Annotated in this window: 23 protein-coding genes; 11 read left to right on the top strand and 12 right to left on the bottom strand. The window is 70.3% G+C overall.

The genetic code is table 11. From position 1 onward, the window contains the following. The first annotated feature begins 69 nt into the window (after nucleotides 1-69). Both ACIBU0_RS33915 and ACIBU0_RS33910 read left to right on the top strand, forming a co-directional pair. Nucleotides 70-291, top strand: coding sequence for a hypothetical protein (locus ACIBU0_RS33915; protein WP_398826307.1), 222 nt, complete (start codon nucleotides 70-72; stop codon nucleotides 289-291). 180 nt (nucleotides 292-471) lie between these two features. Further along, nucleotides 472-2,277, top strand: a complete 1,806-nt coding sequence (locus ACIBU0_RS33910) for an ABC transporter ATP-binding protein (protein WP_398826305.1) — start codon at nucleotides 472-474, stop codon at nucleotides 2,275-2,277. A 301-nt stretch (nucleotides 2,278-2,578) separates the two neighbouring features. On the opposite strand, the gene ACIBU0_RS33905 is transcribed toward ACIBU0_RS33910, so the two are convergent. Both ACIBU0_RS33905 and ACIBU0_RS33900 read right to left on the bottom strand, forming a co-directional pair. Beyond that, on the bottom strand, nucleotides 2,579-3,859 hold the full coding sequence (locus ACIBU0_RS33905; protein WP_398826302.1) for a DUF418 domain-containing protein: 1,281 nt from the start codon (nucleotides 3,857-3,859) through the stop codon (nucleotides 2,579-2,581). A 141-nt stretch (nucleotides 3,860-4,000) separates the two neighbouring features. Further along, nucleotides 4,001-4,528, bottom strand: a complete 528-nt coding sequence (locus ACIBU0_RS33900) for a hypothetical protein (RefSeq protein ID WP_398826299.1) — start codon at nucleotides 4,526-4,528, stop codon at nucleotides 4,001-4,003. Nucleotides 4,529-4,865: 337 nt separating this feature from the next. Here ACIBU0_RS33900 and ACIBU0_RS33895 point away from each other — a divergent pair, with 337 nt between their 5' ends. Together ACIBU0_RS33895 and ACIBU0_RS33890 are read left to right on the top strand one after the other, a co-directional pair. Next, nucleotides 4,866-5,531 (top strand): response regulator, encoded by a 666-nt coding sequence (locus ACIBU0_RS33895; RefSeq protein WP_398826659.1) that lies wholly within the window; start codon nucleotides 4,866-4,868, stop codon nucleotides 5,529-5,531. Continuing rightward, a complete protein-coding gene (locus tag ACIBU0_RS33890) occupies nucleotides 5,531-6,667 on the top strand; it encodes a sensor histidine kinase (RefSeq protein ID WP_398826296.1) in 1,137 nt (378 codons plus the stop codon). The genes ACIBU0_RS33895 and ACIBU0_RS33890 overlap by 1 nt, the downstream gene beginning before the upstream one ends. Nucleotides 6,668-7,019: 352 nt before the next feature. Here the strand turns inward: ACIBU0_RS33890 and ACIBU0_RS33885 are convergent, their stop codons facing one another. Both ACIBU0_RS33885 and ACIBU0_RS33880 read right to left on the bottom strand, forming a co-directional pair. Next, complete coding sequence (locus ACIBU0_RS33885; protein WP_398826293.1) at nucleotides 7,020-8,270, bottom strand: PucR family transcriptional regulator; 1,251 nt, start codon at nucleotides 8,268-8,270, stop codon at nucleotides 7,020-7,022. A gap of 223 nt (nucleotides 8,271-8,493) precedes the next feature. Beyond that, nucleotides 8,494-8,673 (bottom strand): hypothetical protein, encoded by a 180-nt coding sequence (locus tag ACIBU0_RS33880; RefSeq protein WP_398826290.1) that lies wholly within the window; start codon nucleotides 8,671-8,673, stop codon nucleotides 8,494-8,496. On the opposite strand from ACIBU0_RS33880, the gene ACIBU0_RS33875 reads away from it, so the two are divergent. After that, on the top strand, nucleotides 8,651-9,481 hold the full coding sequence (locus ACIBU0_RS33875; RefSeq protein ID WP_398826287.1) for a DUF4394 domain-containing protein: 831 nt from the start codon (nucleotides 8,651-8,653) through the stop codon (nucleotides 9,479-9,481). The genes ACIBU0_RS33880 and ACIBU0_RS33875 overlap by 23 nt on opposite strands. 218 nt (nucleotides 9,482-9,699) lie before the next feature. Here ACIBU0_RS33875 and ACIBU0_RS33870 read toward each other — a convergent pair whose 3' ends face one another. Continuing rightward, a complete protein-coding gene (locus ACIBU0_RS33870) occupies nucleotides 9,700-10,545 on the bottom strand; it encodes an SDR family oxidoreductase (RefSeq protein ID WP_398826284.1) in 846 nt (281 codons plus the stop codon). A 131-nt stretch (nucleotides 10,546-10,676) separates the two neighbouring features. Between ACIBU0_RS33870 and ACIBU0_RS33865 the strand changes: the two genes are divergently transcribed. Continuing rightward, a complete protein-coding gene (locus tag ACIBU0_RS33865; RefSeq protein WP_398826282.1) occupies nucleotides 10,677-11,270 on the top strand; it encodes a TetR/AcrR family transcriptional regulator in 594 nt (197 codons plus the stop codon). Nucleotides 11,271-11,325: 55 nt separating this feature from the next. Here ACIBU0_RS33865 and ACIBU0_RS33860 read toward each other — a convergent pair whose 3' ends face one another. Then, nucleotides 11,326-12,066 (bottom strand): type 1 glutamine amidotransferase domain-containing protein, encoded by a 741-nt coding sequence (locus ACIBU0_RS33860; RefSeq protein WP_398826280.1) that lies wholly within the window; start codon nucleotides 12,064-12,066, stop codon nucleotides 11,326-11,328. Between the two features lie 224 nt (nucleotides 12,067-12,290). Here ACIBU0_RS33860 and ACIBU0_RS33855 point away from each other — a divergent pair, with 224 nt between their 5' ends. Further along, complete coding sequence (locus ACIBU0_RS33855) at nucleotides 12,291-12,545, top strand: hypothetical protein (protein ID WP_398826278.1); 255 nt, start codon at nucleotides 12,291-12,293, stop codon at nucleotides 12,543-12,545. Nucleotides 12,546-12,914: 369 nt separating this feature from the next. After that, entirely contained in the window at nucleotides 12,915-13,352 is a 438-nt protein-coding gene (locus ACIBU0_RS33850; RefSeq protein WP_398826275.1) for an ATP-binding protein, read from the top strand. Between the two features lie 24 nt (nucleotides 13,353-13,376). Here ACIBU0_RS33850 and ACIBU0_RS33845 read toward each other — a convergent pair whose 3' ends face one another. The 4 genes from ACIBU0_RS33845 to ACIBU0_RS33830 form a co-directional block, all read right to left on the bottom strand. Next, entirely contained in the window at nucleotides 13,377-13,817 is a 441-nt protein-coding gene (locus ACIBU0_RS33845) for an ATP-binding protein (RefSeq protein ID WP_398826272.1), read from the bottom strand. A 161-nt stretch (nucleotides 13,818-13,978) separates the two neighbouring features. After that, entirely contained in the window at nucleotides 13,979-14,350 is a 372-nt protein-coding gene (locus ACIBU0_RS33840; RefSeq protein WP_398826269.1) for a PRC-barrel domain containing protein, read from the bottom strand. A gap of 60 nt (nucleotides 14,351-14,410) precedes the next feature. After that, nucleotides 14,411-14,707, bottom strand: a complete 297-nt coding sequence (locus ACIBU0_RS33835; protein WP_398826266.1) for a DUF5133 domain-containing protein — start codon at nucleotides 14,705-14,707, stop codon at nucleotides 14,411-14,413. Nucleotides 14,708-14,732: 25 nt separating this feature from the next. Next, on the bottom strand, nucleotides 14,733-15,572 hold the full coding sequence (locus ACIBU0_RS33830) for a SigB/SigF/SigG family RNA polymerase sigma factor (RefSeq protein WP_398826263.1): 840 nt from the start codon (nucleotides 15,570-15,572) through the stop codon (nucleotides 14,733-14,735). 333 nt (nucleotides 15,573-15,905) lie between these two features. Between ACIBU0_RS33830 and ACIBU0_RS33825 the strand changes: the two genes are divergently transcribed. Continuing rightward, nucleotides 15,906-16,778, top strand: a complete 873-nt coding sequence (locus ACIBU0_RS33825) for an RNA polymerase sigma factor SigF (RefSeq protein ID WP_398826260.1) — start codon at nucleotides 15,906-15,908, stop codon at nucleotides 16,776-16,778. 161 nt (nucleotides 16,779-16,939) lie between these two features. Here ACIBU0_RS33825 and ACIBU0_RS33820 read toward each other — a convergent pair whose 3' ends face one another. Continuing rightward, entirely contained in the window at nucleotides 16,940-17,407 is a 468-nt protein-coding gene (locus ACIBU0_RS33820) for an ATP-binding protein (RefSeq protein ID WP_398826257.1), read from the bottom strand. A 463-nt stretch (nucleotides 17,408-17,870) separates the two neighbouring features. Between ACIBU0_RS33820 and ACIBU0_RS33815 the strand changes: the two genes are divergently transcribed. Then, nucleotides 17,871-18,272: an STAS domain-containing protein gene (locus ACIBU0_RS33815; RefSeq protein WP_398826254.1), complete on the top strand. Its 402-nt coding sequence runs from the start codon at nucleotides 17,871-17,873 to the stop codon at nucleotides 18,270-18,272. 135 nt (nucleotides 18,273-18,407) lie between these two features. Here the strand turns inward: ACIBU0_RS33815 and ACIBU0_RS33810 are convergent, their stop codons facing one another. Further along, the gene (locus ACIBU0_RS33810) at nucleotides 18,408-18,887 is read right to left on the bottom strand and encodes a MarR family winged helix-turn-helix transcriptional regulator (RefSeq protein WP_398826252.1); all 480 of its coding nucleotides are present in this window, start codon (nucleotides 18,885-18,887) and stop codon (nucleotides 18,408-18,410) included. A 155-nt stretch (nucleotides 18,888-19,042) separates the two neighbouring features. On the opposite strand from ACIBU0_RS33810, the gene ACIBU0_RS33805 reads away from it, so the two are divergent. Further along, nucleotides 19,043-20,215 carry a PP2C family protein-serine/threonine phosphatase gene (locus tag ACIBU0_RS33805; protein WP_398826657.1) on the top strand — a complete coding sequence of 391 codons (1,173 nt, stop codon included), beginning with the start codon at nucleotides 19,043-19,045 and terminating at the stop codon, nucleotides 20,213-20,215. Nucleotides 20,216-20,237 lie beyond the last annotated feature (22 nt).

Here is a 20,237-nt window from a genome sequence, read left to right as displayed (position 1 = left end):
CCACTCGGCGGGGGCGGACCCGACAGTCGCCGGATATGCGGGGAGCGGCTGGGCGTCCAGGCTGGAGGCATGACGCAGCACGTTCGTGACAAGGAGCCCGAGACGACCCTCGGGACGTCGGCCGACATCGACGTGCCAGGCCGTGACGTCACACCTGGCAGAGGCAGGTTGCTGGAACTTCTCGGTCTGACGCTGGTGGCGGGCGCCGGTGTCCTGTTCGTCGTCCGTCCTGAGTTCTACGAAGCAGGCGTGCACGTCTTTGCCACGCGGGCGGCCTCACTGGTCCGCTGAGCCGGCGATCGGAGATCTCCTTCGGCGTGCCGCCCTTGCCTCCCCCTCCGCCGGTTCTGGTTGCTCCGGCTTCACCTGGCCGTCGTACGCCCTGATCTCCGTGATGCCGTCGTGCACACGTTCGCCACGAGGGCAGTCGAACCGGCCCGTTGAGCCGAGCCCCAAAGAGAAAGGAATCCTGTGAACACCGCATCCGCCCCAGAGGCGACGGGTGCCGAGTCCCTGCGCGCCCGCGAGACGCTCAAGGCGCTGTACGGGTACGTCCGTCCGCACCGGTGGGCCGTAGCGCTCGGCCTGCTGTGCGCGCTGGCCGGGGCCGCCGGCGGGCTGCTGCAGCCGCTGGCCACGAAGACGCTGGTCGACCGGCTCTCGTCCGGTGGCACGATCGGCACCATCCTGCTGGCCATGACCGTTCTGGTCCTGCTGAGCATGGTGGCCGAGGCGTTCGGTGCCTACGTGCTGGAACGGACGGCGGAGTCCGTGGTGCTCGCCGCCCGCCGGAGCCTCGTCGGACGGTTGCTACGGCTGCGCCTCGCGGAGGTGGACCGGATGCAGCCGGGCGATCTGATGTCCCGGGTGACCTCCGACACCACACTGTTGCGGGCCGTCAGCACCCAGGCGGTGGTCTCCGCGGCGACGGGGGCGGTGACGCTGGTCGCGGCGGTCGTGGTGATGGCGTTCCTCGATGCCGTCCTGCTGGGCGTCACGCTCGGCGTGGTCGCGGTCGTCGGTGCGGGTGCCGCGCTGGTGATGCCGAAGATCGGGCAGGCCGCCGAGCGCGCGCAGGCGGCTGTCGGGGAGATGTCCACGGGCCTGGAGCGGGTCTTCGGCGCGTTCCGTACGGTGAAGGCGTCCGGCGCCGAGGAGCGGGAGACCGCTCGCGTCGAGGCGGCGGCACGCAGGGCGTGGCGCCACGGTGTGCGCAGCGCGAAGTGGGAGGCCGTGCTGGGTTCGGCGGACGACCTCGCCGTCGAGCTGGCGTTCCTCGCGGTACTCGCTGTCGGCGGGGCGCGGGTGGCGTCCGGGGATATGCCTGTGTCGACGCTCATCGCGTTCCTGCTGTACCTCTTCTACCTGATGGAGCCGGTGTACAAGCTGGTCGAGGCAGCGTCCCACTACCAGGAGGGCGCGGCCGCGATCGCCCGGATCGCGCAGGTGGACGGCCTGGCGACGGAGCCTCAGACCCGGCACCGGCCGGTGCGGCCCACGGCGACGGAGGCGGTACGGCCGCGCCCGGCGTCGGTCCGCTTCGAGGAGGTGTCCTTCCGGTACGGGCCCGGGCTGCCGGACATCCACCAGCGGGTGGACTTCGAGGTGCCGGGCGGCGGAATGACGGCGTTCGTCGGCCCCTCCGGCGCGGGCAAGTCGACGGTCTTCGCGCTCGTCGAGCGGTTCTACGAAGCGACCGGCGGCCGCGTCCTGGTCGACGGCAGGGACGTGACCAAGTGGCCGCTGTCCGAGCTGCGGTCCGTCATCGGGTACGTCGAGCAGGACGCGCCGGTGCTGGCCGGCACGCTGCGGGAGAACCTGGTCTTCGCCGCGCCCGCCGCGACCGACGACGACATACGCGCCGTCCTTGCCCGGACCAGGCTCGACGCCCTCGTCGAGCGTCTTCCGCACGGCCTGGACACCCCGGTGGGGCACCGCGGCACGAAACTGTCCGGCGGCGAGCGCCAGCGCATCGCGATCGCCCGCGCGCTGCTGCGCAGGCCCCGGCTGCTGCTCCTGGACGAGGCGACCTCGCAGCTCGACGCCGTCAACGAGCTGGCGCTGCGGGACGTCATCGCTGAGACCGCACGCGAGACCACCGTGCTGGTGGTGGCCCATCGCCTGTCGACCGTCACGGACGCCGACCGCATCGTCGTCATGGACGCGGGCAGGGTCCGCGCGGTCGGCACCCACGAGGAGCTGGTGGCGGAGGACGAGCTGTACGCGCAGCTCGCGGCGACGCAGCTCCTGACCCCGGCGGGACACCCTCGCGGATGAGACGGGCCTGGCCCATGGGCCCGCCGGTGCCGGACATCCGCGCACGGACGGGACGTTGGCGGGTGTCCCGACGGTCGGTTCGCGTTCGCCGGGCGTTCCGCGGCTGTCTGCGACGTCGTCGTGGACGCGGTCGAGGAGGGCGGTGTCCAGGTGCGGGTGGGTTCCCCAGCGTTGCCCGGTGCGACGCCGCAGTCTCCAAGGCCAGGACCACAGCCGAAGCCCGCAAGGGCGATCCCCTTGCGGGCCGGGCAGACCGTTCAGGCCGGGACGGGGCAGGAAGCCGAGCCACCCCGGCCGGGTGTCATCGGACGTACTTGGCGGGCTTGGTGGCGGTATTGAGCAGGTGCTCCAGGGGGCCGCGGCGGAAGAAGCGGGACCAGATGGCGCCGAACACGATCGCGCCGAGGACGTACATGAGCAGGGGCGTCCAGGACTGCTGGGTGCCGGTCCCGGCGGGCGTGGACAGGACGGACTGTGCGAGGAAGTGGCCGACGTAGGCGGTCAGGGACATGGTGCCCACGGCGATGACCGGTTTCGCCAGGCGGCGCAGTCGCGGCAGGCGGTCCATCGCCACCGTCGCGCCCACGATCACGAGGATCGCGACGCCCACGCTGCCGATGATGTCGAACGTGGTGCCGCTGTGCGGCCCTGCGGACAACAGATCCGAGAACGACAGCCGGGACTCCATGGACCCGCTGCCCATGGACCCGCTGCCCATGGACCCGCTGCCCATGGACGCCGCCCCGGATCCACTGGACGACGACCCGTCCTCCGCCGTGCTCCTCAACGCGTTCTTGCCCGCCAGCAGCAGGGAGAGGCCGTAAGCCCCTACGACGAGGCCGGCTCCGAGTGCCGCCAGGCGCCGCTGGACGGCAGCCGCCGACAGGTCCATGCGAGCCAGCGCCATACCGGCGATCACGAACGGCATCCACGTGAGCGCCGGGTAGAAGCCGGTGAGCAGCAGATCGAGCACTCCCACCTCGCTGAGGTGGCGGAGTGGGTCGTAGGCGTTGATGCTCTGCTGGACGGAGTCGCTCAGCTGCATGGTCAGGACGAACGCCAGTTGCGGCGTGACGAGCGCGAGCCCCGCCGCGATCATCGCGAGGGGCCCCGCGCTCAGTCGAACCAGGGGCAGGGCCAGGAGGAAGTAGACACCGTAGAAGCCCAGGATGATCACGCCGCCGTACTCCATCGCCATCACGGTGCCCAGGGCCAGCAGGACCACGGCACGGATCGCGATCCGGGCCTTCGCCTGCCGTCCGGCCAGGCCGGTCTTCGGCTCGCGGCGACCGGCGATCAGCATCAGTGAGAACCCGGCGAGGGTGGCGAACAGGACCGATGAGTGACCGTCGGCTATGTACCGGACCCAGCTGGCGACGCCGTGCGTGGCGGACAGCGGGGGGCCGATGTGCACGACGTACATGCCGAACACCGCCAGCGCGCGGGCCAGATCCACCCCGACCAGGCGTCCCATCGAAGGGCTGCCCGAGACCTGCCCGGCGGACCCGGGCGAGGTTTTGGGCCGTGGAGGCGAGTTCTCCTGCGGAGCCGGTGTCTCCTGCGGCGGCTGTATCTGTGTCATACCCAAGACCTTTCGGTGCCGTCAGGAGGCGGACCATCCGGCAGGCTTCGGTGGCACCCCCGCCGACCGGCCGGGACCACCCCGCCGACCGGCGGAACAGCGCCGCGCCGGCCGACCCGCGGGCCCGCACGGCCAACTGCGCTACTTGATGACGGCGTTGGCCACCACGACCGCCAGCCCGAGCAACGCGTCCACCGTGCCGATCCTCAAGGCGGAGCCCCACGTGCGACCGGCAGCGCGGGCCGCGAGCAGGCCCCAGGCGAACAGCAGCACCACGTTCACGGCGAAGGCCACGTACTCGATGCCCGCCGAGGGCCACCACCCCCAGGCCGCGCCGAGCAGCAGGACCAGCGTCGGCACCGTCGCCACCACCAACGGCCACTCGGACAGCAACGGCCGCACCGCGGCGCGCACACCGTGATGGGTCCGGTCGCCGCGCAAGGCGATCAGATGTGCGTACCCGTGCGCCAGGGCCGAGGCGACGGCCGTGACCAGCAACCACTGGGCGCTGCTGAACCGGTCGGCGGGCGCCGTCTCACCCTGTTCCGTCAGGGCGGCCACCATGGAGCTGGCCAGTACCGCCCCGTACACGCCCCCGAACAGCACATGGGGCCGCGCCGCACAGCGGCGCAGAGCACGGACGGGCTGACGCAGGTACAAGCGGGGCATGGCTGGGTGATCCTCGAACGGTACGGAAATCGACTGCGGCCCGCAGACTCGGGCGGGCCCACGGATCGATCCCACCGGACGCGAACCGCCGGCACCATCCGCCGGGGCTCGCCCACCCGCCCGCCGATGGGCCGGAGCGCTCCCCCCGAACGGCTGGAACCGGCCTGCCGGGTGGCGGGTGTCCACAGCGGCCGCACCGTCGTGCGCCGCGCCGGACGTACTGTCGACAGCAGGCGATCACCGTACGAGAACGTGGACGTCCCGATACGGGCGTACTGGTCGCCGAGAAGCTGGACAGAGCGGACGAGTGTGAGGCGGAACGCCGGTGATCCGGGTAGTGGTGGTGGACGACGAGGCGCTGGTGCGGTCCGGGTTCGAGCTGATCCTGAACGCCTCCGACGGCATCCAGGTCGTGGCGACCGCGGAAGGGGCGCAGGCCGCCGACGTGATCCGGCGCGAGCACCCGGACGTCGTGCTTCTCGACATCCGCATGCCGGACGTGGACGGCCTGACCGTCCTCAGGGAGATCCAGGCGCTGCCCGAGCCGCCGAAGGTGGCCATGCTGACCACCTTCGACACCGACGAGTACGTCCTGACCGCGCTGCGCTCGGGAGCCGCGGGCTTCCTGCTCAAGGACACCGAGCCCGAACAACTCGCCCACCTCGTACGCACCCTGGCCGCAGGTGGCGTGGTGATGTCCCCGAAGGCCTCACGGGCTCTGCTGCGCGGCCGTCCTGGCGCGGACGCGCCCCAGGACGCGGACGTGGCGCGGGTGAACCTGCTCACCGACCGCGAACGTGACGTCCTCGTCCTGATCGCGGAAGGACTGTCCAACGCCGACATCGGCACCCGCATCCATCTGAGCGCGGGCACCGTCAAGGACCACGTCAGCTCGATCCTGACCAAGCTCCGGGTCCCCACCCGCGTCCAGGCGGCGCTCCTCGCGGAGCGGGCCGGACTGCTCGGCGACGACGGCTCCGACACGGCACGGAGCGACGGCTGATGAGCACGGGTCGCGCACGGTGGCGGCAGGTGCCGCCCTGGGCCGTCGACGCGGGCCTCGTCGTGCTCGCAGCGCTCGACGCCTGGATCAACCTCTACGACGAGGCGACACCGTTCATATGGGCCTGCGCCGCCCTCGGCTGCGCCGGACTGTTCCTGCGCAGGCGCCTTCCACTGGCCGTCTACCTGCTGACACTGCCCATGACCCTGTTCATGGACGTGGCAGTCGCGCCGATCGCCGCCCTGTACGCACTGGCCACGCGCACCCGCAACCGCCTCCTGCTGGCCGGCTGCGCCCTGCTGAACGCGGCGGCGGGCACCCTCGCCTGGCCCCTGTCCGACACGTTTTCCGGCGACACGTTTTCCGGCGACCGGACCTGGACGCTCATCCAGTTCGTCTACACGCTGGCCACGGCCTTCGCCCCGATCCTGTTCGGCCAGCTCGTGCAGGCCAGACACGACGTGGCCCGCCAGCTCGTCGAGGTCCAAGTGGCCCGTGAACACGAACGCGCCCTGTACGCCCAGACCGTCCTCGCCCGCGAACGCGCCCAACTGGCCCGCGAGATGCACGACGTCGTCTCCCACCAGGTCAGCCTCATCGCCGTACAGGCCGGAGCACTGCAGGTCGCCGCCAAGGACCCCGCCGCCCGCGACGCCGCCCGCACCATCCGCACCCTGAGCGTGAACACCCTCGACGAACTCCGCCACATGGTCACCCTGCTGCGCGCCTCCGGCGGCAAGGAAACCGAACTCACCCCCCAGCCCACCCTCGCCGACCTCCAGCAGCTGATCGCCAACAGCGGCATCGAGACCACCCTGACCGGCGGGCTCCCGCCCGGCATCAGCACAACCGCCCAGCGCACCGTCTACCGCACGGTCCAGGAAGCCCTCACGAACGTGCGCAAGCACGCCCCCGGCGCCCGTGCCGAGGTGGGCCTGTGGCACGACGCGCAGCACTTCGGCGTCACCATCACCAACACCGCCCCCACCCGCCCGTCCGTCGCCCTGCCCAGCGCCAGTCACGGCCTCATCGGCCTGAAGGAACGCGCCGAACTACTCCACGGCACCTTCACCGCCCAACCCACCCCACACGGCGGATTCAAGGTCGGACTACGAGCCCCCACCCGGCCCGACTGAAACCGACCGCACGAGCACCCTCCGACCACCCGGGCCCGCGCCCGGGTCGGACGCAGGACGAGATCGACACCGACGTCTCCCTCCGGACCGAGGTCGGGCAGTTCGGTACGCACCCGGTCGATGCCGCACGACCGAGCCACGACGACCCTGACCGCGCGGCCAACATCGGCCTGGTCGACCTGACCGCCCGATCAGCGTGCGGGCTTGGTCGGTTGGGCAGGGACCTGCCCCACCGAACGCGCCCCACAGAATCGGGTGACGCCTGCGGCTCCCTGAGTCTCGGCCGCGTTGAGCGTCGCTCGGCGTCGAAAGGGAGCGCCCTGGACATCGTCGGCCGCATCACGACCCGCCCTCACCCCCACGCCCCCGACAGCCTCCGGGTCACGACTGCGCTCAGGACGCGCACGCCCTGTGTCGAGCCCGGGGCGATGCCGGTCAGTTCCCGTACCCGGCGGAGGCGGTAGTCGAGGGTGCGGGTGTGGACGTTGAGGGCCGTGGCCGTGGTGCCCCGGTGCATGTCGTGGTGGTAGTAGGCGTCGAGTGTGAGAAGGAGGTCGGGACCGTCCTCCAGTCGGCGGGCCACCGTGCGGAGCCAGTCGTCGACGAACGGGACGTCCGAGACGGCGAGTTCGACGAAGACGTCCGCCACCGTGTGCGTCCGCAGTCGGGTGGACGGTCCGCTCAGCGGGGCTGCCCTGCTGATCCGGCGGGCGCGTTCCAGGGCGTCGCGGAGGTCGGCGAGCGGCGCGGTCGCGGCGCCGACGGCGCAGGGGCGGGCGAGGGCCTGGGCGAAGTCCCTTACGAGTGCGGATACATCGGGTCCGTCGGGCCATGGGTCGCCGGAGTCGGAGGAACTGGGCGCGAGGTCGCGTACCGTTTTCCCGGCGCCGGACGGACGGGGAACCAGAATGACCAGTTCGCCGCTCCCGCAGCCGTTTTCCGGAGCCCACGTCACAGGTACTCGGTGCGTTTTCACCAGAGTCTCGATCTCGCTTTCCCGGGCGGGATCGGCGACGGTCGGGCGGTCCGGCACACGGAAGACGATGACCGCGTAATAGTCGGACACATCCATGTCCACCGCCGAGGCGAGTTCGGCGGCCATGGAATCCCCGGCCAGCAAAGACCGGGCCAGCAGGGCGACCTGCTCGGCATACGGCAGCCGGCGCCGCAGCACCGTCACGAATCCCTGGCTGTAGGCGCCGATGCCGCGTTCGCCCTGCGGAGCGAACCAGGCCATCATCCGCATCAGTTCGTCGACACGGCCGTCGCGCTGGGCGTCGGTGGCCTCGTTGATCTCGCGCAGCATCAGTGCGGTGTGCACCCGCAGCACCCGTTGTCGAGCGTCGAGCGACATCCCCGCCCCGGCGCGCAGTTCGCCCATCGCGGAGATGTGGTCCAGATCGTCGTCGCTCAGCTCGCAGTTGTCCGGCGACAGTTCGACGGTGCGACGACGGAACCAGACCGCGTACTCCAACGTTTCTGACATGGCGCGCGGATCCGTGTCCAGGATCCCGAACTCCGGGATCTCACGTGCATACGTCTCGACCTCTCTGCGGGCGTTGGTCGTCGCCCGCCGGGCCAGTTCGGCGAAGAGGCTCCCCATGAGGGGTGAGCATGCCATTCCGCCCGGACGCGCGGAAAGACGAGATCCGGACGCCGTTTATCACTGCGCATAAATCCATGACGGGCGCATGTCGATGCCTTTTGTCACTGTGCGCAAAATTCCCCGGCTGAGGCGTCTTCGTCGCCGGTTCCGCTTGTAGAGAGGCAGTGAAGTAGGTTTAATCAACGCCATGTACCCGCCCGTTGGGGGAGAATCACCGCAATCATTCCGGCACGATTTCCGGTATCGCTACGGGCTGGGTGCAGCAATTTCTCATCCGCGCGTCACTCGTGTCGCCACGCATGGGCGATTTCTCAAACGGGAGGCAAAAATCGATGAAAGCAGGCAGGAGAAAGAGAATTGCGGCGGCGTTCGCGGCCATGGTCACGTCGACGGCGCTCATGCTCGGCGCACCGGGCTCCGCCTCGGCCGCGCCCGCTGCCACCCCCAGCCTTCGCGCGTTCGGCATCAGCGGTGACGGCACCCTGATGGCCACGTTCACGACCGACCGTCCGGACGTGCTCAACTGGGTGCGGGTCATCACCGGGCTCAGTGGTGACACCGCCCTGGTCGGCATCGACTTCCGCGTCCAGGACGGTCTCCTGTACGGCGTAGGCAACAAGGGCGGCATCTACACCATCAAGACCCCGCCGGCCACCACGGACGTCGTCGTCACCAAGGTGTCCCAGCTCCAGTACGCGCTGAACGGCACGACGTTCGGCGTGGACTTCAACCCCGCGGCCGACCGGCTCCGCGTCATCAGCGACAACGGCCAGAACCTGCGGCACAACCTGAACGACCACACGACCATCCAGGACCTGAACCTCACCACTCCGCCGGCCGAGGGCACGACCAAGGGCGTCACCGCCGCCGCGTACACGAACAACGACCTCAACGCGGCCACCGCGACCACCCTGTTCGACGTCAACACGACCAGCGACCAGGTCGTCATCCAGTCCCCGGCCAACAACGGCACGCTCGCCCCGACCGGCAGCCTCGGCATCGACGCCCAGCTCAAGGCCGGCATGGACATCTACAGCACCTTGAGCGGCGGCAAGACGGTCGACAACGCCGCCTTCGCCTCCCTCACCCCGTACGGCGCCGGCACCCCGACGCTCTACACGGTCAACCTGTTCACCGGTGCGGTGACCCCGATCCACCAGTTCCCGCTGAACATCACGGACATAGCCATCTCCCTCACCGGCAGCTGATCCCCTCCCGCGCACCGGCCTTCCTGCCGCGACCGGGTCGCTCATTTCCGGTTCGCGGCGAAGCGCGCGAGGCTGCGGGGGGCCGATGCCCGGACGGGCGGTGGCGGGGGAGAGGTGGGTCCACTCGCTTGTCGCCAGGCGGTGGACGACGCGAGCGTGGCGACGGCTTCGCGATGGCGGCCAAGTTCTCGTCGCTGACCCACCGGGACGCTGGGCGGTCAGCGCACCCAGGTACCGGTGAGGGTCTGGACCGCGGAGCCGTCGAGGTCGGCGAGGGTGGTGGCGACGAAGTCGCGGGCCCATTGCGAGGTCTGGATGCGGAAGGGCGGGCGGGCGACCGTCAGGGCGTCGACGATGGGGGCGGCCGCCTCGTCCGGGGTCTGGGCGTTGGTGAACGCCTGCCGGGTGCGGGTGAGGTAGGCCTCGAGCGCCGGGCCGTAGGGCCCGGCGGCGGCGAGCAGCGTCGGGACGTCCAGGCCGAGATTGGCGACGAACTCGCTCGCAACGGCGCCCGGCTCGACCACGGTGACATCGACGCCGACGGTGGCGGCGACCGGCGCGAGGGACTGCATGAATCCCTCCACGGCGAACTTGGCCGCGCAGTACGCCTCGTTGAAGGGCTGGCCGACCACGCCGCCGACGCTGGTGACGGTGATCACCCGGCCTTTCGATGCACGCAGGTGCGGCAGGGCGGCCCGGGTCACCGCCACCACGCCGAAGAAGTTGACCTCCATGGCCGCGCGGACGGCGTCGACGCCGCTCTGCTCGATGGTGCCGACCTGGGCCGCGCCGGCGTTGTTGACCAGCGCGTCCAGGCGACCGTGCTCGGCGACGACCTCGTCCAGGCAGGCGGTGATGCCGGCGGAGTCGGTCACATCCAGGCGCTTGACCTGGATCCGGTCCGCGACGTCCGCCTCGGCGGCGGCTTTGAGCAGGGCCTCTGCCTTGCCGGTGTCGCGCATGGTGGCGATGGTCGTCCAGCCCGCCCGGGCGGTGCCGATGGCGGCGGCGAGGCCGATGCCGGAGGACGTACCGGTGATCAGAACCGTCTTCGGGGAGGTCATGAGGGTCTTCCTTGCCTGGGGGCACAACGGGCCGACACCCGTAACCGGGGAGCTCCCCGGTTAGCGACCACGGTAATCGGGGAACTCCCCGGTTGTCCACATAGACTGGTCCCCTGACGAAGGGAGCAGCCTTGACCACCAAGCCGACCGTGTTGCGCGCCGATGCCCGTCGCAACCGCGAGCGCATCCTCGAGGCGGCCGTGCGCGCCTTCTCGGAGAAGGGCGCGGACGTGGCGATCGACACGATCGCCAAGGCCGCGGGCGTCGGCTCGGCCACGCTCTACCGTCACTTCCCCACACGCGAGGCGCTTGTCGAGGCGGCCTACCGCAACGAACTGGCCCGGGTCTGCGACAGCGCCCCGAAGCTGCTCGCCGAGCATGCGCCGGACCGGGCGATCCGCCTGTGGATGGACGACTTCATCGATTACCTGGCCGCCAAGGAGGGCATGGCGGACGCGCTGCGGGCCGCGGTCGCATCGGGCGCGGACCCCTTCGCCGAGAGCCTCGACAAGCTCGGCACCGCGCTGGGCACCCTGCTGAACGCGGGCGCCGACGCCGGTCTCCTGCGCCCCGACATCGACCCCTTCGACGTCGGTCTCAGCCTCGCCGGCATCGGGCTGATCACCAGCGCTCCCGACCAGCGCGAACGGGCAGGCCGCCTCCTCGACCTGCTCCTCGACGGCCTCCGGTACGGAGCGGAGGGGCCGCCGACGTCCAGCTCGTGACCCTCCTCATCCGGGACGCGCAGCCGACGTCACCCCACCCGGCCAGGCAAGCGGGCTACCCCAGCAGGGCGGCGAAGCGCCGGGCGAAGAGGTAGGCGTCGCCAGGCCATCGGGCCGACAGATACCGGCCGTCCTGCACGACGAAGGCAGCCGTGTCGTCGGCCGCCGTACCGCGTCGCCGCAGCTCGATCGGTCCGCGCTCCAATTGGGCGGGGTCGTCGAGCGCGGCGGTCACCTCGTCCTGGACGTACGCCGGATACGTCCGGTAGTAACGGCCGCGTCGCCACGCGGTGAGGTAATAGGCGCTGCGCTCCATGTACTTCGGCAGGCAGGTGGTGCGCCGGCCGGCGATGACGCTGCGGCCGGTCTCGGGGTCCATGGTGCGGGCGAGGACGAGGACGCCGTGGCAGATGGCGCCCACCGGCCGACCCGTCGCCCAGAAACGGGCGACCTTCGTCCGCAGCGCAGGCGAGCCGAGGTACTGCCGCATGCCCGGCGCGTGCCCGCCGGGCAGCAGCAGCCCGTCGTACGCCTCCGGCTCGACGGCATCCCAGGCGAGCGGAGTACGGAAGGCGGCCTCGCCGGTGAGCTCACGGTAGAACTCCTTCGGCTCCGGCTCCGCACCGAGCTGCCCGAAGAGCACACCGCTGAGCAGCAGCGGATCTGCCTGCGGCGGCAGCCCGCCGTGCTCGGTGGCGAACACCACGTCGTGGCCGGCGTCGCGCAACAGCCGCCAGGGGACGGCGACTTCCGTGACATCGAAGTCCCGGTCGGGCAACGGAAGAAGAACACGCATGACCGATGCCTACCACGGCGCCGCCCTCAGGGTCTGCGCGGTCGGTGGGCCCGCCCGCCATGCCTGAGGAGTTCCAGGGCCACGGGAGCAGCGGCAAAGACACCTGACCGTGCCCAGCGCCCGGGCCATCGCCGTGGTGGCCGGTGCGGACCTGTCCCGTCCGCTGATGGTGGTGGACATCGGCGCCCACCTCACCGCAGTGGTCCTGCTGTGCGACACCCGCGATGTCGACGTCGTCATCGACACCATCGGCGGCGAATACGGCCCCGTTCGCCACGCACATTGCGCCCCGGCGGCATCGTCATCTCGCTCACCTCGCCTCGCCCGCCGAGGCCGCCCTCGCAAGACCGCCGAACCGCTCGGCGTACGCGGCCGCGTTCACCGTCGTCGAGCCGGACCACGGCGCGCCCAAGGAGATCACCGAGCTCATCGAAACCGGCCGCACCACGGGCAAGATCGTGGTCAGGGTCGTGCAATAGCGGCCCGCTCGCCGGCACGTCGACAGACGTTGCCCGCTCCCGCTTGCGAAACCGGCGCAGCCCACTCGTGCCCGACGGCTCTACGACGCGCACGGACGGACGGCCTGCGCGGAACGAACCCGGCCTAGCGAATGGCGACTTCCGCATCCCGTCCACCGATGCCTGAACTGTGCGGCTCCCCGCAGCCGGCACCGAATCCGGACGGCGTAGGGCCCCGGCCGGCACAGCAGGCGCTGAGGTCGCTCTCTTCCGCGAGGTGCCGTCGGCTCCTACCATTTCCGGACGCGTAGCCGTGCGCTGGCTGGGAACCAGCAGCGATGGAAGCGGCACGAAACAAGTCACCACGGCCGACGGGCCGGAGAAGGTGTGATGGAGACCGGATCGCGCGGAGGCGGCAAACCGTCGTCGGAAGACACCCAGAGCTGGGAGGCCAAGTTTGACGGGGGAATTGGTGATGTGACGAGAGCCCGCCTCAGTGCGGAGAATTTTCTCACCACGCTCGCGCGGTCCTCACCGCCGGCGATGTCCGAGTACCGGGACGACATCGTGCTCGTCGTCACCGAGCTCGCCGCCAACGCGATCCAGTACGCTCCGGGGCCGTTCGGGCTGACGATGCGCAGGGCGATCGACGGGGTGCATGTGACGCTGAGCGACACGAGCACCACCCGGCCCGAGCCGCGCCCCTTCCATCCCGGCACCGGCACCGGCGGCGGTATCGGCTGGTATCTCATCCACACGCTGTGCGACCAGGTCAGCGTGGTCGTACGGGAGGACGGCAAGGACGTACACGCGTTCCTGCCCTGGTGAGGTGCCCGCTCGGCAGGCGGACACTCAGCTCAGCGGCACCAGCACGCTGACCGTCTTGCCGCCCTCCCGGCGACGCTCGATGTGGATCTCCTGGGACAGACGGATGATCAGGGGCCATCCGTATCCGCTGCCCGCGTGTGCGGGGGGCAGCGTGCCGGGCCCGTAGGCGGCGGAGGGGACGTCGTCGCTGTAGTCGTGCACGGTCAGTCTCACCCCCTCCGGCAGAACGGCCACCTCGAATCCCGCCAGGCCGCGGCCGTGCCGGATGGCGTTGGTGACCACTTCCGACACGACCAGCAGGAGATCCGTGACGGCTCTCTCACTCGCCGGCCCGGACGGGGCACGCCAGTGCTCCGCCACGACCGACCGCACATGACTGCGTGCCGTCGACGCGCTGGTGATCGGTACCGGCCGGGTGCGCGCCGTCGCGGCGTCCCCGGCCGGAGGGCGTTCCGCCGGCTTCACGGTTGCTCGTTGACCGCCTGCTGGATGCTCATCACCGCGTGAGCATCGCAGGCGCACATCAAGGGGACTGCGGCTCCTGTCACTTACACCATTCCTCGCACGTTGCCGTCTCCGCTCCTCGTCGTCCGTCCGCACTCAGGGGGCTGTGTTCATCGGCTCTGCTACCCGTTCGTGCCCGAAGCATGGGGCAGAGTCGCGTAGTAGGCGCCGACGGCGGACAGGTACTCGGGATCGAGGGTCTCCCGGTCCGTCCTGAAGCGGGGAGCCGCCTTGGCCTCTTCGCGGGTGCACCGCACGGTGATCGTCCTCGCCTCCGGGTCGATGCCGGTGACCATGCCCGCTGGTATCAGCAGGCTCCTGCCGAACATCCATGCTCCCGTGTCGACGATCAGATGCCGCAGGGGAGTGTCGTCGGCCTGGCGGTCCACACGGCCGATGACCCCGTCGGTCGCCCCGACCGTGAACCCCGTCAGGGTGCGCCCCTCCTCGTGACCGCTCCCGGGTCGATACGACCACATTCTGTCGGTGCTCACATCGCTTCCCTCTTCCTTACGTTGCTTCGTCGTCCCGTCCTCGCTTCTGTGCTCGCGCCGTCAGCCGGCGATCGCCGGCTCCTGCGCCGGGTCTTCGTCGAAGCCCGCGGTGACCGGACGTGCCGGTCGTGGCTGCAGCGGTGCTACGGGGTCGTGCGCGGCGGCGAGCAGACGGCGGGCCGTTTCCAGGGCCCGGCCCACCTCGCGCGTTCCGGTGGACACGCACAGCGTGTAGGCCAGGTCCTGGGCGCGCAGTTCGCGCCGCCGCGTGCCGTCCGTACTCTCGTCATCGTCGGCCATGAGCGCCTCGTACTCCTCGACGAGTCTGCGCAGCATCGCCGGGTGGGGTATCAGCATGGGTGTCGGCTCCTGTGTGAAGTGATCAGCTTTCCGGGCGCGGCCGCCGGTCGAGTGCCTCGTCCCGTACCTGCGCGCAGCACCGGCTGATGAGGCGGGAGACGTGCATCTGGGAGATGCCCAGGCGATCGGCGATGCGGCTCTGCGTCATGTCCTCGAAGAAGCGCATGTACAAGATGGCGCGTTCGCGCTCGGGCAGGCGCTGCAGCCCCTCCTTCGCCGCCTCCCGGTCGATGACGACGTCGTAGGCCTCGTCGCAGGCGCCGATCGTGTCGGCGAGGCTGAAGCCGTCGTCGCCCGGGGCCATCTCGGCGTCGAGAGACAGGGTGCTGAAGCTCTCCAGGGCCTCCAGCCCCGCGTTGACCTCCTCCTCGGTGAGCCCGGCGTGGGCGGCGATCTCGGTGACCGAGGGAGTGGCCCCGCCGTTGCTCGCGGCGAGGTCGCGGCGGGCGATCCGTACCTTGTTGCGCAACTCCTGGACGCGCCGGGGCACCCTGAGGGCCCACATCCGATCGCGGAAATGCCGCTTGATCTCCCCCGTGATGGTGGGTACGGCGTAGCTTTCGAAGGCGCCTCGTCCGGGCTCGTACCGGTCTATCGCCTTGACCAGTCCCAGGGCCGCGACCTGGCGGAGATCCTCCAGCGACTCACCGCGATTGCGGAATCGGCCGGCGATGCGGTGGGCCATGGGCAGCCATGCCTTGGTCAGTTCGTCGCGTACCGCGTCGCGCTCGGGCCCTTCGGGCAGCGCGGCGAGGCGGGCGAAGCCGGCCGCGGTGTCGGGGGCGTCGTCGTGGACGCGTCCGCCGGACACGCGGGGACGGGCAGTGATGTTGGAACCGTGTGCGGACGTCTCAACCAGCATGTGGGAACAGCTCCTGAACAGCGTTCTCAGGGATTTTCCGTGGACACGGTGCAAGGGGCCCGATCGGCCCCGGAGCGGTTGCACTTCTCGCACCTGTGCGCCTCTGGTCCGAAGCACGAAATCCCGCATGCCCCGCGACTCCCCGCGCAAACAACCCGCGGATGCGCGGGGCGCGACAGAAGGTCCGCCGTCACCCGGCGACTTCACGCCAATGCTCACCTTCACGCCAATACTCACCGCGATGGCGTGTTCGCGGTGACAGCAAAGGACTGAGTCGCGCGAGTCAGGGCAAGCGGGGGGATGACCACTGGCACCAGCGATCGGGAGGACAGCATGGCAGCCGTGACGGTGGCGCAGGCAACGGCCACGGCAGAGACGGTCACGACAGACGGGACGGCGCTGCCGCTCATCGACGACCCGACGAGGGTGAAGCCCCAAGACGCGCGCGAGCTGTCGCGTCAGTTCTTCGACCGACTGGTCATGCTGGAAGAGGGCACGCGCGAATACCAGTACGTGCGCAATACGCTGATCGAGATGAACCTGTCGCTCGTACGGTACGCGGCCTCGCGTTTCCGCACCCGTGGGGACTCGCTGGAGGATGTCGTCCAGGTCGGGACAGTCGGGCTGATCAAGGCCATCGACCGCTTCGAGGTGTCCCGGGAGGTCGAGTTCACGACGTTCGCCGTCCCGTACATCGTCGGTGAGATCAAGCGTTTCTTCCGCGACACGAGCTGGGCGGTCCATGTGCCGCGCCGACTGCAGGAGGCGCGCGCGGAACTGGCCAAGGCGACGGAGGAACTCTCCTCCCGTCTGGGCCGTACACCGACCACTCGCGAGCTCTCGCAGCTGATGTCGCTGTCGGAGGAAGAGGTGATCGAGGCCCGCAAGGCCTCCAACTGCTACCAGTCCACCTCCCTCGACGCGGCCGTCACGGCCGACGCCGACAACGGCGAGTCCGTCCTCGCAGATCTGCTCGGTGAGGAGGATCCGTCGCTGGAACTCGTAGAGGACTTCCACTCGTTGGCCCCCCTGATCGCCGGACTGGACGAGCGTGAGCGGCGGATCATCCATCTGCGGTTCGTCGAGGAGCTCACCCAGGCGCAGATCGCCGGCCGGATCGGGGTCTCGCAGATGCATGTCTCACGGCTCATCAGCCGCATCATCAAGCGGCTGCGCGCCGGTCTGCTGGAGCCCGAGGTGGCCTGACCCCGAGGTGGTCCGACCCGAGCAGGTCCGAGCGGCGTCGGCCGGTTCGAGTGGGCGGCGTGGGTGGGGGTGGGCCGGCCGACTGGCCTGAGCCGTCGGCGTGGCCGGCCGGCGCGGTCGGCCCGCCGGCCCAGGCTCGGGTCGGGGCCATGCGGGCCGGATCAGGGTCCCTCGACCGGCTGCCGCTCCGCCGCCAGTGGGATCACCGCGGTGACGCGCTTGCCGCCGGCCGGAAGATCCGAGACCAGCACGGTGCGGGACAGCCGGCACACGATCGGCCAGCCGCGGCCTCCGCAGCGGTGCCGTCCCTGACGGTCGACCGGGTCCTGGGCGACCGGCCTTCGCCGCTCCCGGTCACTGACGGACAGATGCAGGTTCTGGCCGACGACCTCCACCTCGAAGCCGGTGATGCCGCCCCCGTGCAGCATCGCGTTGGTCGTCAGTTCGGACGCCACCAGCAACGCGTCCGAGAGGGTGTCCGCCGCGCACGGGGTGCCCCGGGCACGCGACTGTTCGGACAGCACCCGTCGCACGACTCCGCGTGCCTCGGCCGGATTTCGCGGCCCGCGGCGCCCGCAGCCCGCGCCCGCCGGGCTCCTGGTGGCGCCGGTCCGGTATTTCTCACTCATCCTTTCGCTCCCTGACGGAGGCGAGGGACGCGGAACCCGCCATTTGTCCGTGAAGAATCCCGGACAGGCCCTCTGGTCGGTGAAGAATCCCGGACAGGCCCTCGGCCCGGGCGCGGCCCCGTTTCCCTTCCCTCCTGCACCTCGTGATGCCTCCTTTCTGGACGCGTGACCAGCCGACGAGCCCCCAAACCGCCCGGTGCGCCCAGGGCACGCAAAAGCAGCCAGAAGCGTGACGGTGTACCGGTCCCCGGCAGGCTCCCGGTGTGTGGGGGAGATTCGGGGGTAGACGGGCGAACGCATCGAGGGGACTGCCGAAAGCGCGCGGAGGACTGGAGCGTCATGCCCGAAACCGCCGGCGACCGGCCCGCCAAGGGGCCGGTCAGAGGGCGTCCTTGCGCCGAGATGCATGGAATCCGTCCGTCGGGGCACCCGTCCCGATCGCCAACGCCTATGGGAGGTACTTGTGTCGGTTGCCCAGAATCCCTTGTCGATCAAGGTGAAGCTGCCGCGGGAAGACGCCGTGCTGCTCACGGTCGAGGGCGACCTGGACATGGATACAGCCACCGAGCTGCAGCATCACCTCGCCAACCAGCTCCACCACGGCCGACGTCATTTCCTGCTCGACATCGCCGGCGTTCCGTTCATGGACTCCTCCGGCATGAACATCGTCCTGCGGGCCTATCAGGAGGTACGGGAGATCCCGGGAGGGGTGTACGTCATCTCACCGACGCCGGCGGTGCGGCGGATCCTCGATCTCACCGGTGTCAGCATCACCGTCCCGATCGTGGAAAGCGTCGAAGAGGCGCTCGCCGTCGCGGACTCCCGGCCGACGGAACCCGGGACTTCGGCTTCGACGGACGAGTGAAGACCGCTCCCCGGAGCGGCGGTTGATCGATCGCGCGCTGCACCCGCGCGCCCAACAGTTGCCGTTTGACAACTATGGCCATGAGGCAACAGAGTGAGCGAGTCAAGCGCGGGAGGGGTGTGGAACGTGCCGGATTCAGGCGCTCCTGGCATCGGAGCCTTCGTCACCCTCGTGTATCTCCGTGGACGCCGCGGCGCAGAACGCCTCCAGTCCTTCCAGCAGCGCGGTTCGCTTCGTGGCGGGCATCTGCTCCAGAACGGACTGCAGAGCGGCCTCGCGTCGAGCGCGCAGCTCCGACAGAAAGGTCCGTCCGCGACGGCTCAGGTGCAGACGCAGCTCACGGCGGCTGAAGGCGCTGGGCCCTCGCTCCACGAAGCCCACTGCCTGGAGGCGGTCGCACAGCCGGCTGGTCGACGGCGGCGTGGAGCCGAGGGCCTCGGCGAGCATGCGCAGGTTGATGCCGTCGCTGTGCTCCAGGATGAACAGCACACGGATCTGGGAGGCGGACACCGGCGCCGTCGAGGCACGGCCCCACAGGACCTCCAGCAACTCTGCGGCCTCGGAGGTCACACGCGCCACCTCGCCCGACCGCGGATGCGAGTAGGAGGAAGTCACGCCCCCACTCTTCCAGGCTTCACGGGCACTGTCAGCCCACCGGTTCGGGCAATACGCGCAGAGCGCTAGATACGGACAAGAAGGACCGACCGACGGCGTCCGCGACAGCATGGGTCCAGCGCCGTCACCGTGACGAGAATGGCGTGACCGACATCGTGAACAGATTCGTGGCAGCCGAGCGGGCGCTTCGCTCTGCGGCCCCGCACCAACTCGTGGACGCGGTCCGCGCAGTCCTGTGCAACGACTACGCGGCAAAGAGCGTCCAACTCTTCCTGGCCGACTACGGCCTCGCCACGCTCCGGCCCGTCCACCCGGCTGCGAGCCCGTCGGAAGCCATGCCGACGCACAGCAGTCCGGCCGGGCGGGCCTTCGGTTCCCAGGAGCCCTTCGTCGACAAGCTGCCCGACGACCAGGTCTGCGTGTACCTGCCGGTGAGCGTGCGCGGCGACCGGCTCGGCGTCCTGGCCGTCACGATGTCCTGCGCCGGCCAGGCCGAGGAGTGCCTGGCCGAACTGGCCGAGGTGGCACAGGTGCTGGGCCACGAGGTGATCGTCGCCGACCGGGACACCGATCTGTATCTGAGGGCCCGCCGCACCGACCGGCTCACCCTGGCCGCGGAGATGCAGTGGCAGCTGCTGCCGGGCCGCTCCTGCACCCGCCCCGAGTACGCGCTCGGCGCCCAACTGGAGCCCGCCTACGCGATCTTCGGCGACAACTTCGACTGGTCCGCGACCGCCGACCGCCTGATGCTCTACATCACCAACGGCATGGGCGAGGGCATCGAGGCATCCCTCCTGACCACCCTGGGCATCAACGCCCTGCGCAACGCCCGGCGTGCGGGACTGCCCATCGCCGACCAGGCGGCACTCGCCGACCAGGCCGTCCACGCCCAGTACCGCGGAGACGCCCACCTGTCCGTGCTCCTGCTCGACCTCGACCTGCGCACGGGGCGGCTGCAGGTCGTCGACGCCGGCTCCCCGCAGATGCTGCGGCTGCGCGGCCGTACCGTCACCTCCGTCGACCTGGAGGCGCAGCTCCCGCTGGGCATGTTCGAGGAAACGGACTATGTCGCCCAGGAGTTCGCCATCGAGCCCGGCGACCGGCTCGTCTTCGCCAGCGACGGGGTGCACGCCGTCGCCGCGCCCGGCGGGGAGCGGTACGGGGAGCGCGCACTGGCCCGCGCCATGGTCTCCACCAGCCTGCTGCCCGCGGCCGACGTCCCCGGCGCCGTGCTGAGAGAACTGTCCGGTCACCGCGGCACACCCGTGGCCGACGACGACGCGCTCATCGCCTGTCTCGACTGGTTCGGGCCCCGCCAGGCGCCTTGACCGCACCGTCCAGCGCTCCCCG

This window comes from Streptomyces sp. NPDC049627, from assembly GCF_044465645.1.
Classification (GTDB): domain Bacteria; phylum Actinomycetota; class Actinomycetes; order Streptomycetales; family Streptomycetaceae; genus Streptomyces.
This window is presented reverse-complemented; position numbering and strand designations above follow the sequence as displayed.

What these genes read in the sequence shown, in the direction of transcription:
- ACIBU0_RS33915 (WP_398826307.1), top strand. Translation starts at nt 70, where the DNA reads ATGACGCAGCACGTTCGTGACAAGGAGCCCGAGACGACCCTCGGGACG.
- ACIBU0_RS33905 (WP_398826302.1), bottom strand. Translation starts at nt 3,859, where the DNA reads ATGACACAGATACAGCCGCCGCAGGAGACACCGGCTCCGCAGGAGAAC.
- ACIBU0_RS33900 (WP_398826299.1), bottom strand. Translation starts at nt 4,528, where the DNA reads ATGCCCCGCTTGTACCTGCGTCAGCCCGTCCGTGCTCTGCGCCGCTGT.
- ACIBU0_RS33890 (WP_398826296.1), top strand. Translation starts at nt 5,531, where the DNA reads ATGAGCACGGGTCGCGCACGGTGGCGGCAGGTGCCGCCCTGGGCCGTC.
- ACIBU0_RS33885 (WP_398826293.1), bottom strand. Translation starts at nt 8,270, where the DNA reads ATGGGGAGCCTCTTCGCCGAACTGGCCCGGCGGGCGACGACCAACGCC.
- ACIBU0_RS33875 (WP_398826287.1), top strand. Translation starts at nt 8,651, where the DNA reads ATGGTCACGTCGACGGCGCTCATGCTCGGCGCACCGGGCTCCGCCTCG.
- ACIBU0_RS33880 (WP_398826290.1), bottom strand. Translation starts at nt 8,673, where the DNA reads ATGAGCGCCGTCGACGTGACCATGGCCGCGAACGCCGCCGCAATTCTC.
- ACIBU0_RS33870 (WP_398826284.1), bottom strand. Translation starts at nt 10,545, where the DNA reads ATGACCTCCCCGAAGACGGTTCTGATCACCGGTACGTCCTCCGGCATC.
- ACIBU0_RS33860 (WP_398826280.1), bottom strand. Translation starts at nt 12,066, where the DNA reads ATGCGTGTTCTTCTTCCGTTGCCCGACCGGGACTTCGATGTCACGGAA.
- ACIBU0_RS33855 (WP_398826278.1), top strand. Translation starts at nt 12,291, where the DNA reads ATGTCGACGTCGTCATCGACACCATCGGCGGCGAATACGGCCCCGTTC.
- ACIBU0_RS33850 (WP_398826275.1), top strand. Translation starts at nt 12,915, where the DNA reads ATGGAGACCGGATCGCGCGGAGGCGGCAAACCGTCGTCGGAAGACACC.
- ACIBU0_RS33835 (WP_398826266.1), bottom strand. Translation starts at nt 14,707, where the DNA reads ATGCTGATACCCCACCCGGCGATGCTGCGCAGACTCGTCGAGGAGTAC.
- ACIBU0_RS33830 (WP_398826263.1), bottom strand. Translation starts at nt 15,572, where the DNA reads ATGCTGGTTGAGACGTCCGCACACGGTTCCAACATCACTGCCCGTCCC.
- ACIBU0_RS33825 (WP_398826260.1), top strand. Translation starts at nt 15,906, where the DNA reads ATGGCAGCCGTGACGGTGGCGCAGGCAACGGCCACGGCAGAGACGGTC.
- ACIBU0_RS33820 (WP_398826257.1), bottom strand. Translation starts at nt 17,407, where the DNA reads ATGAGTGAGAAATACCGGACCGGCGCCACCAGGAGCCCGGCGGGCGCG.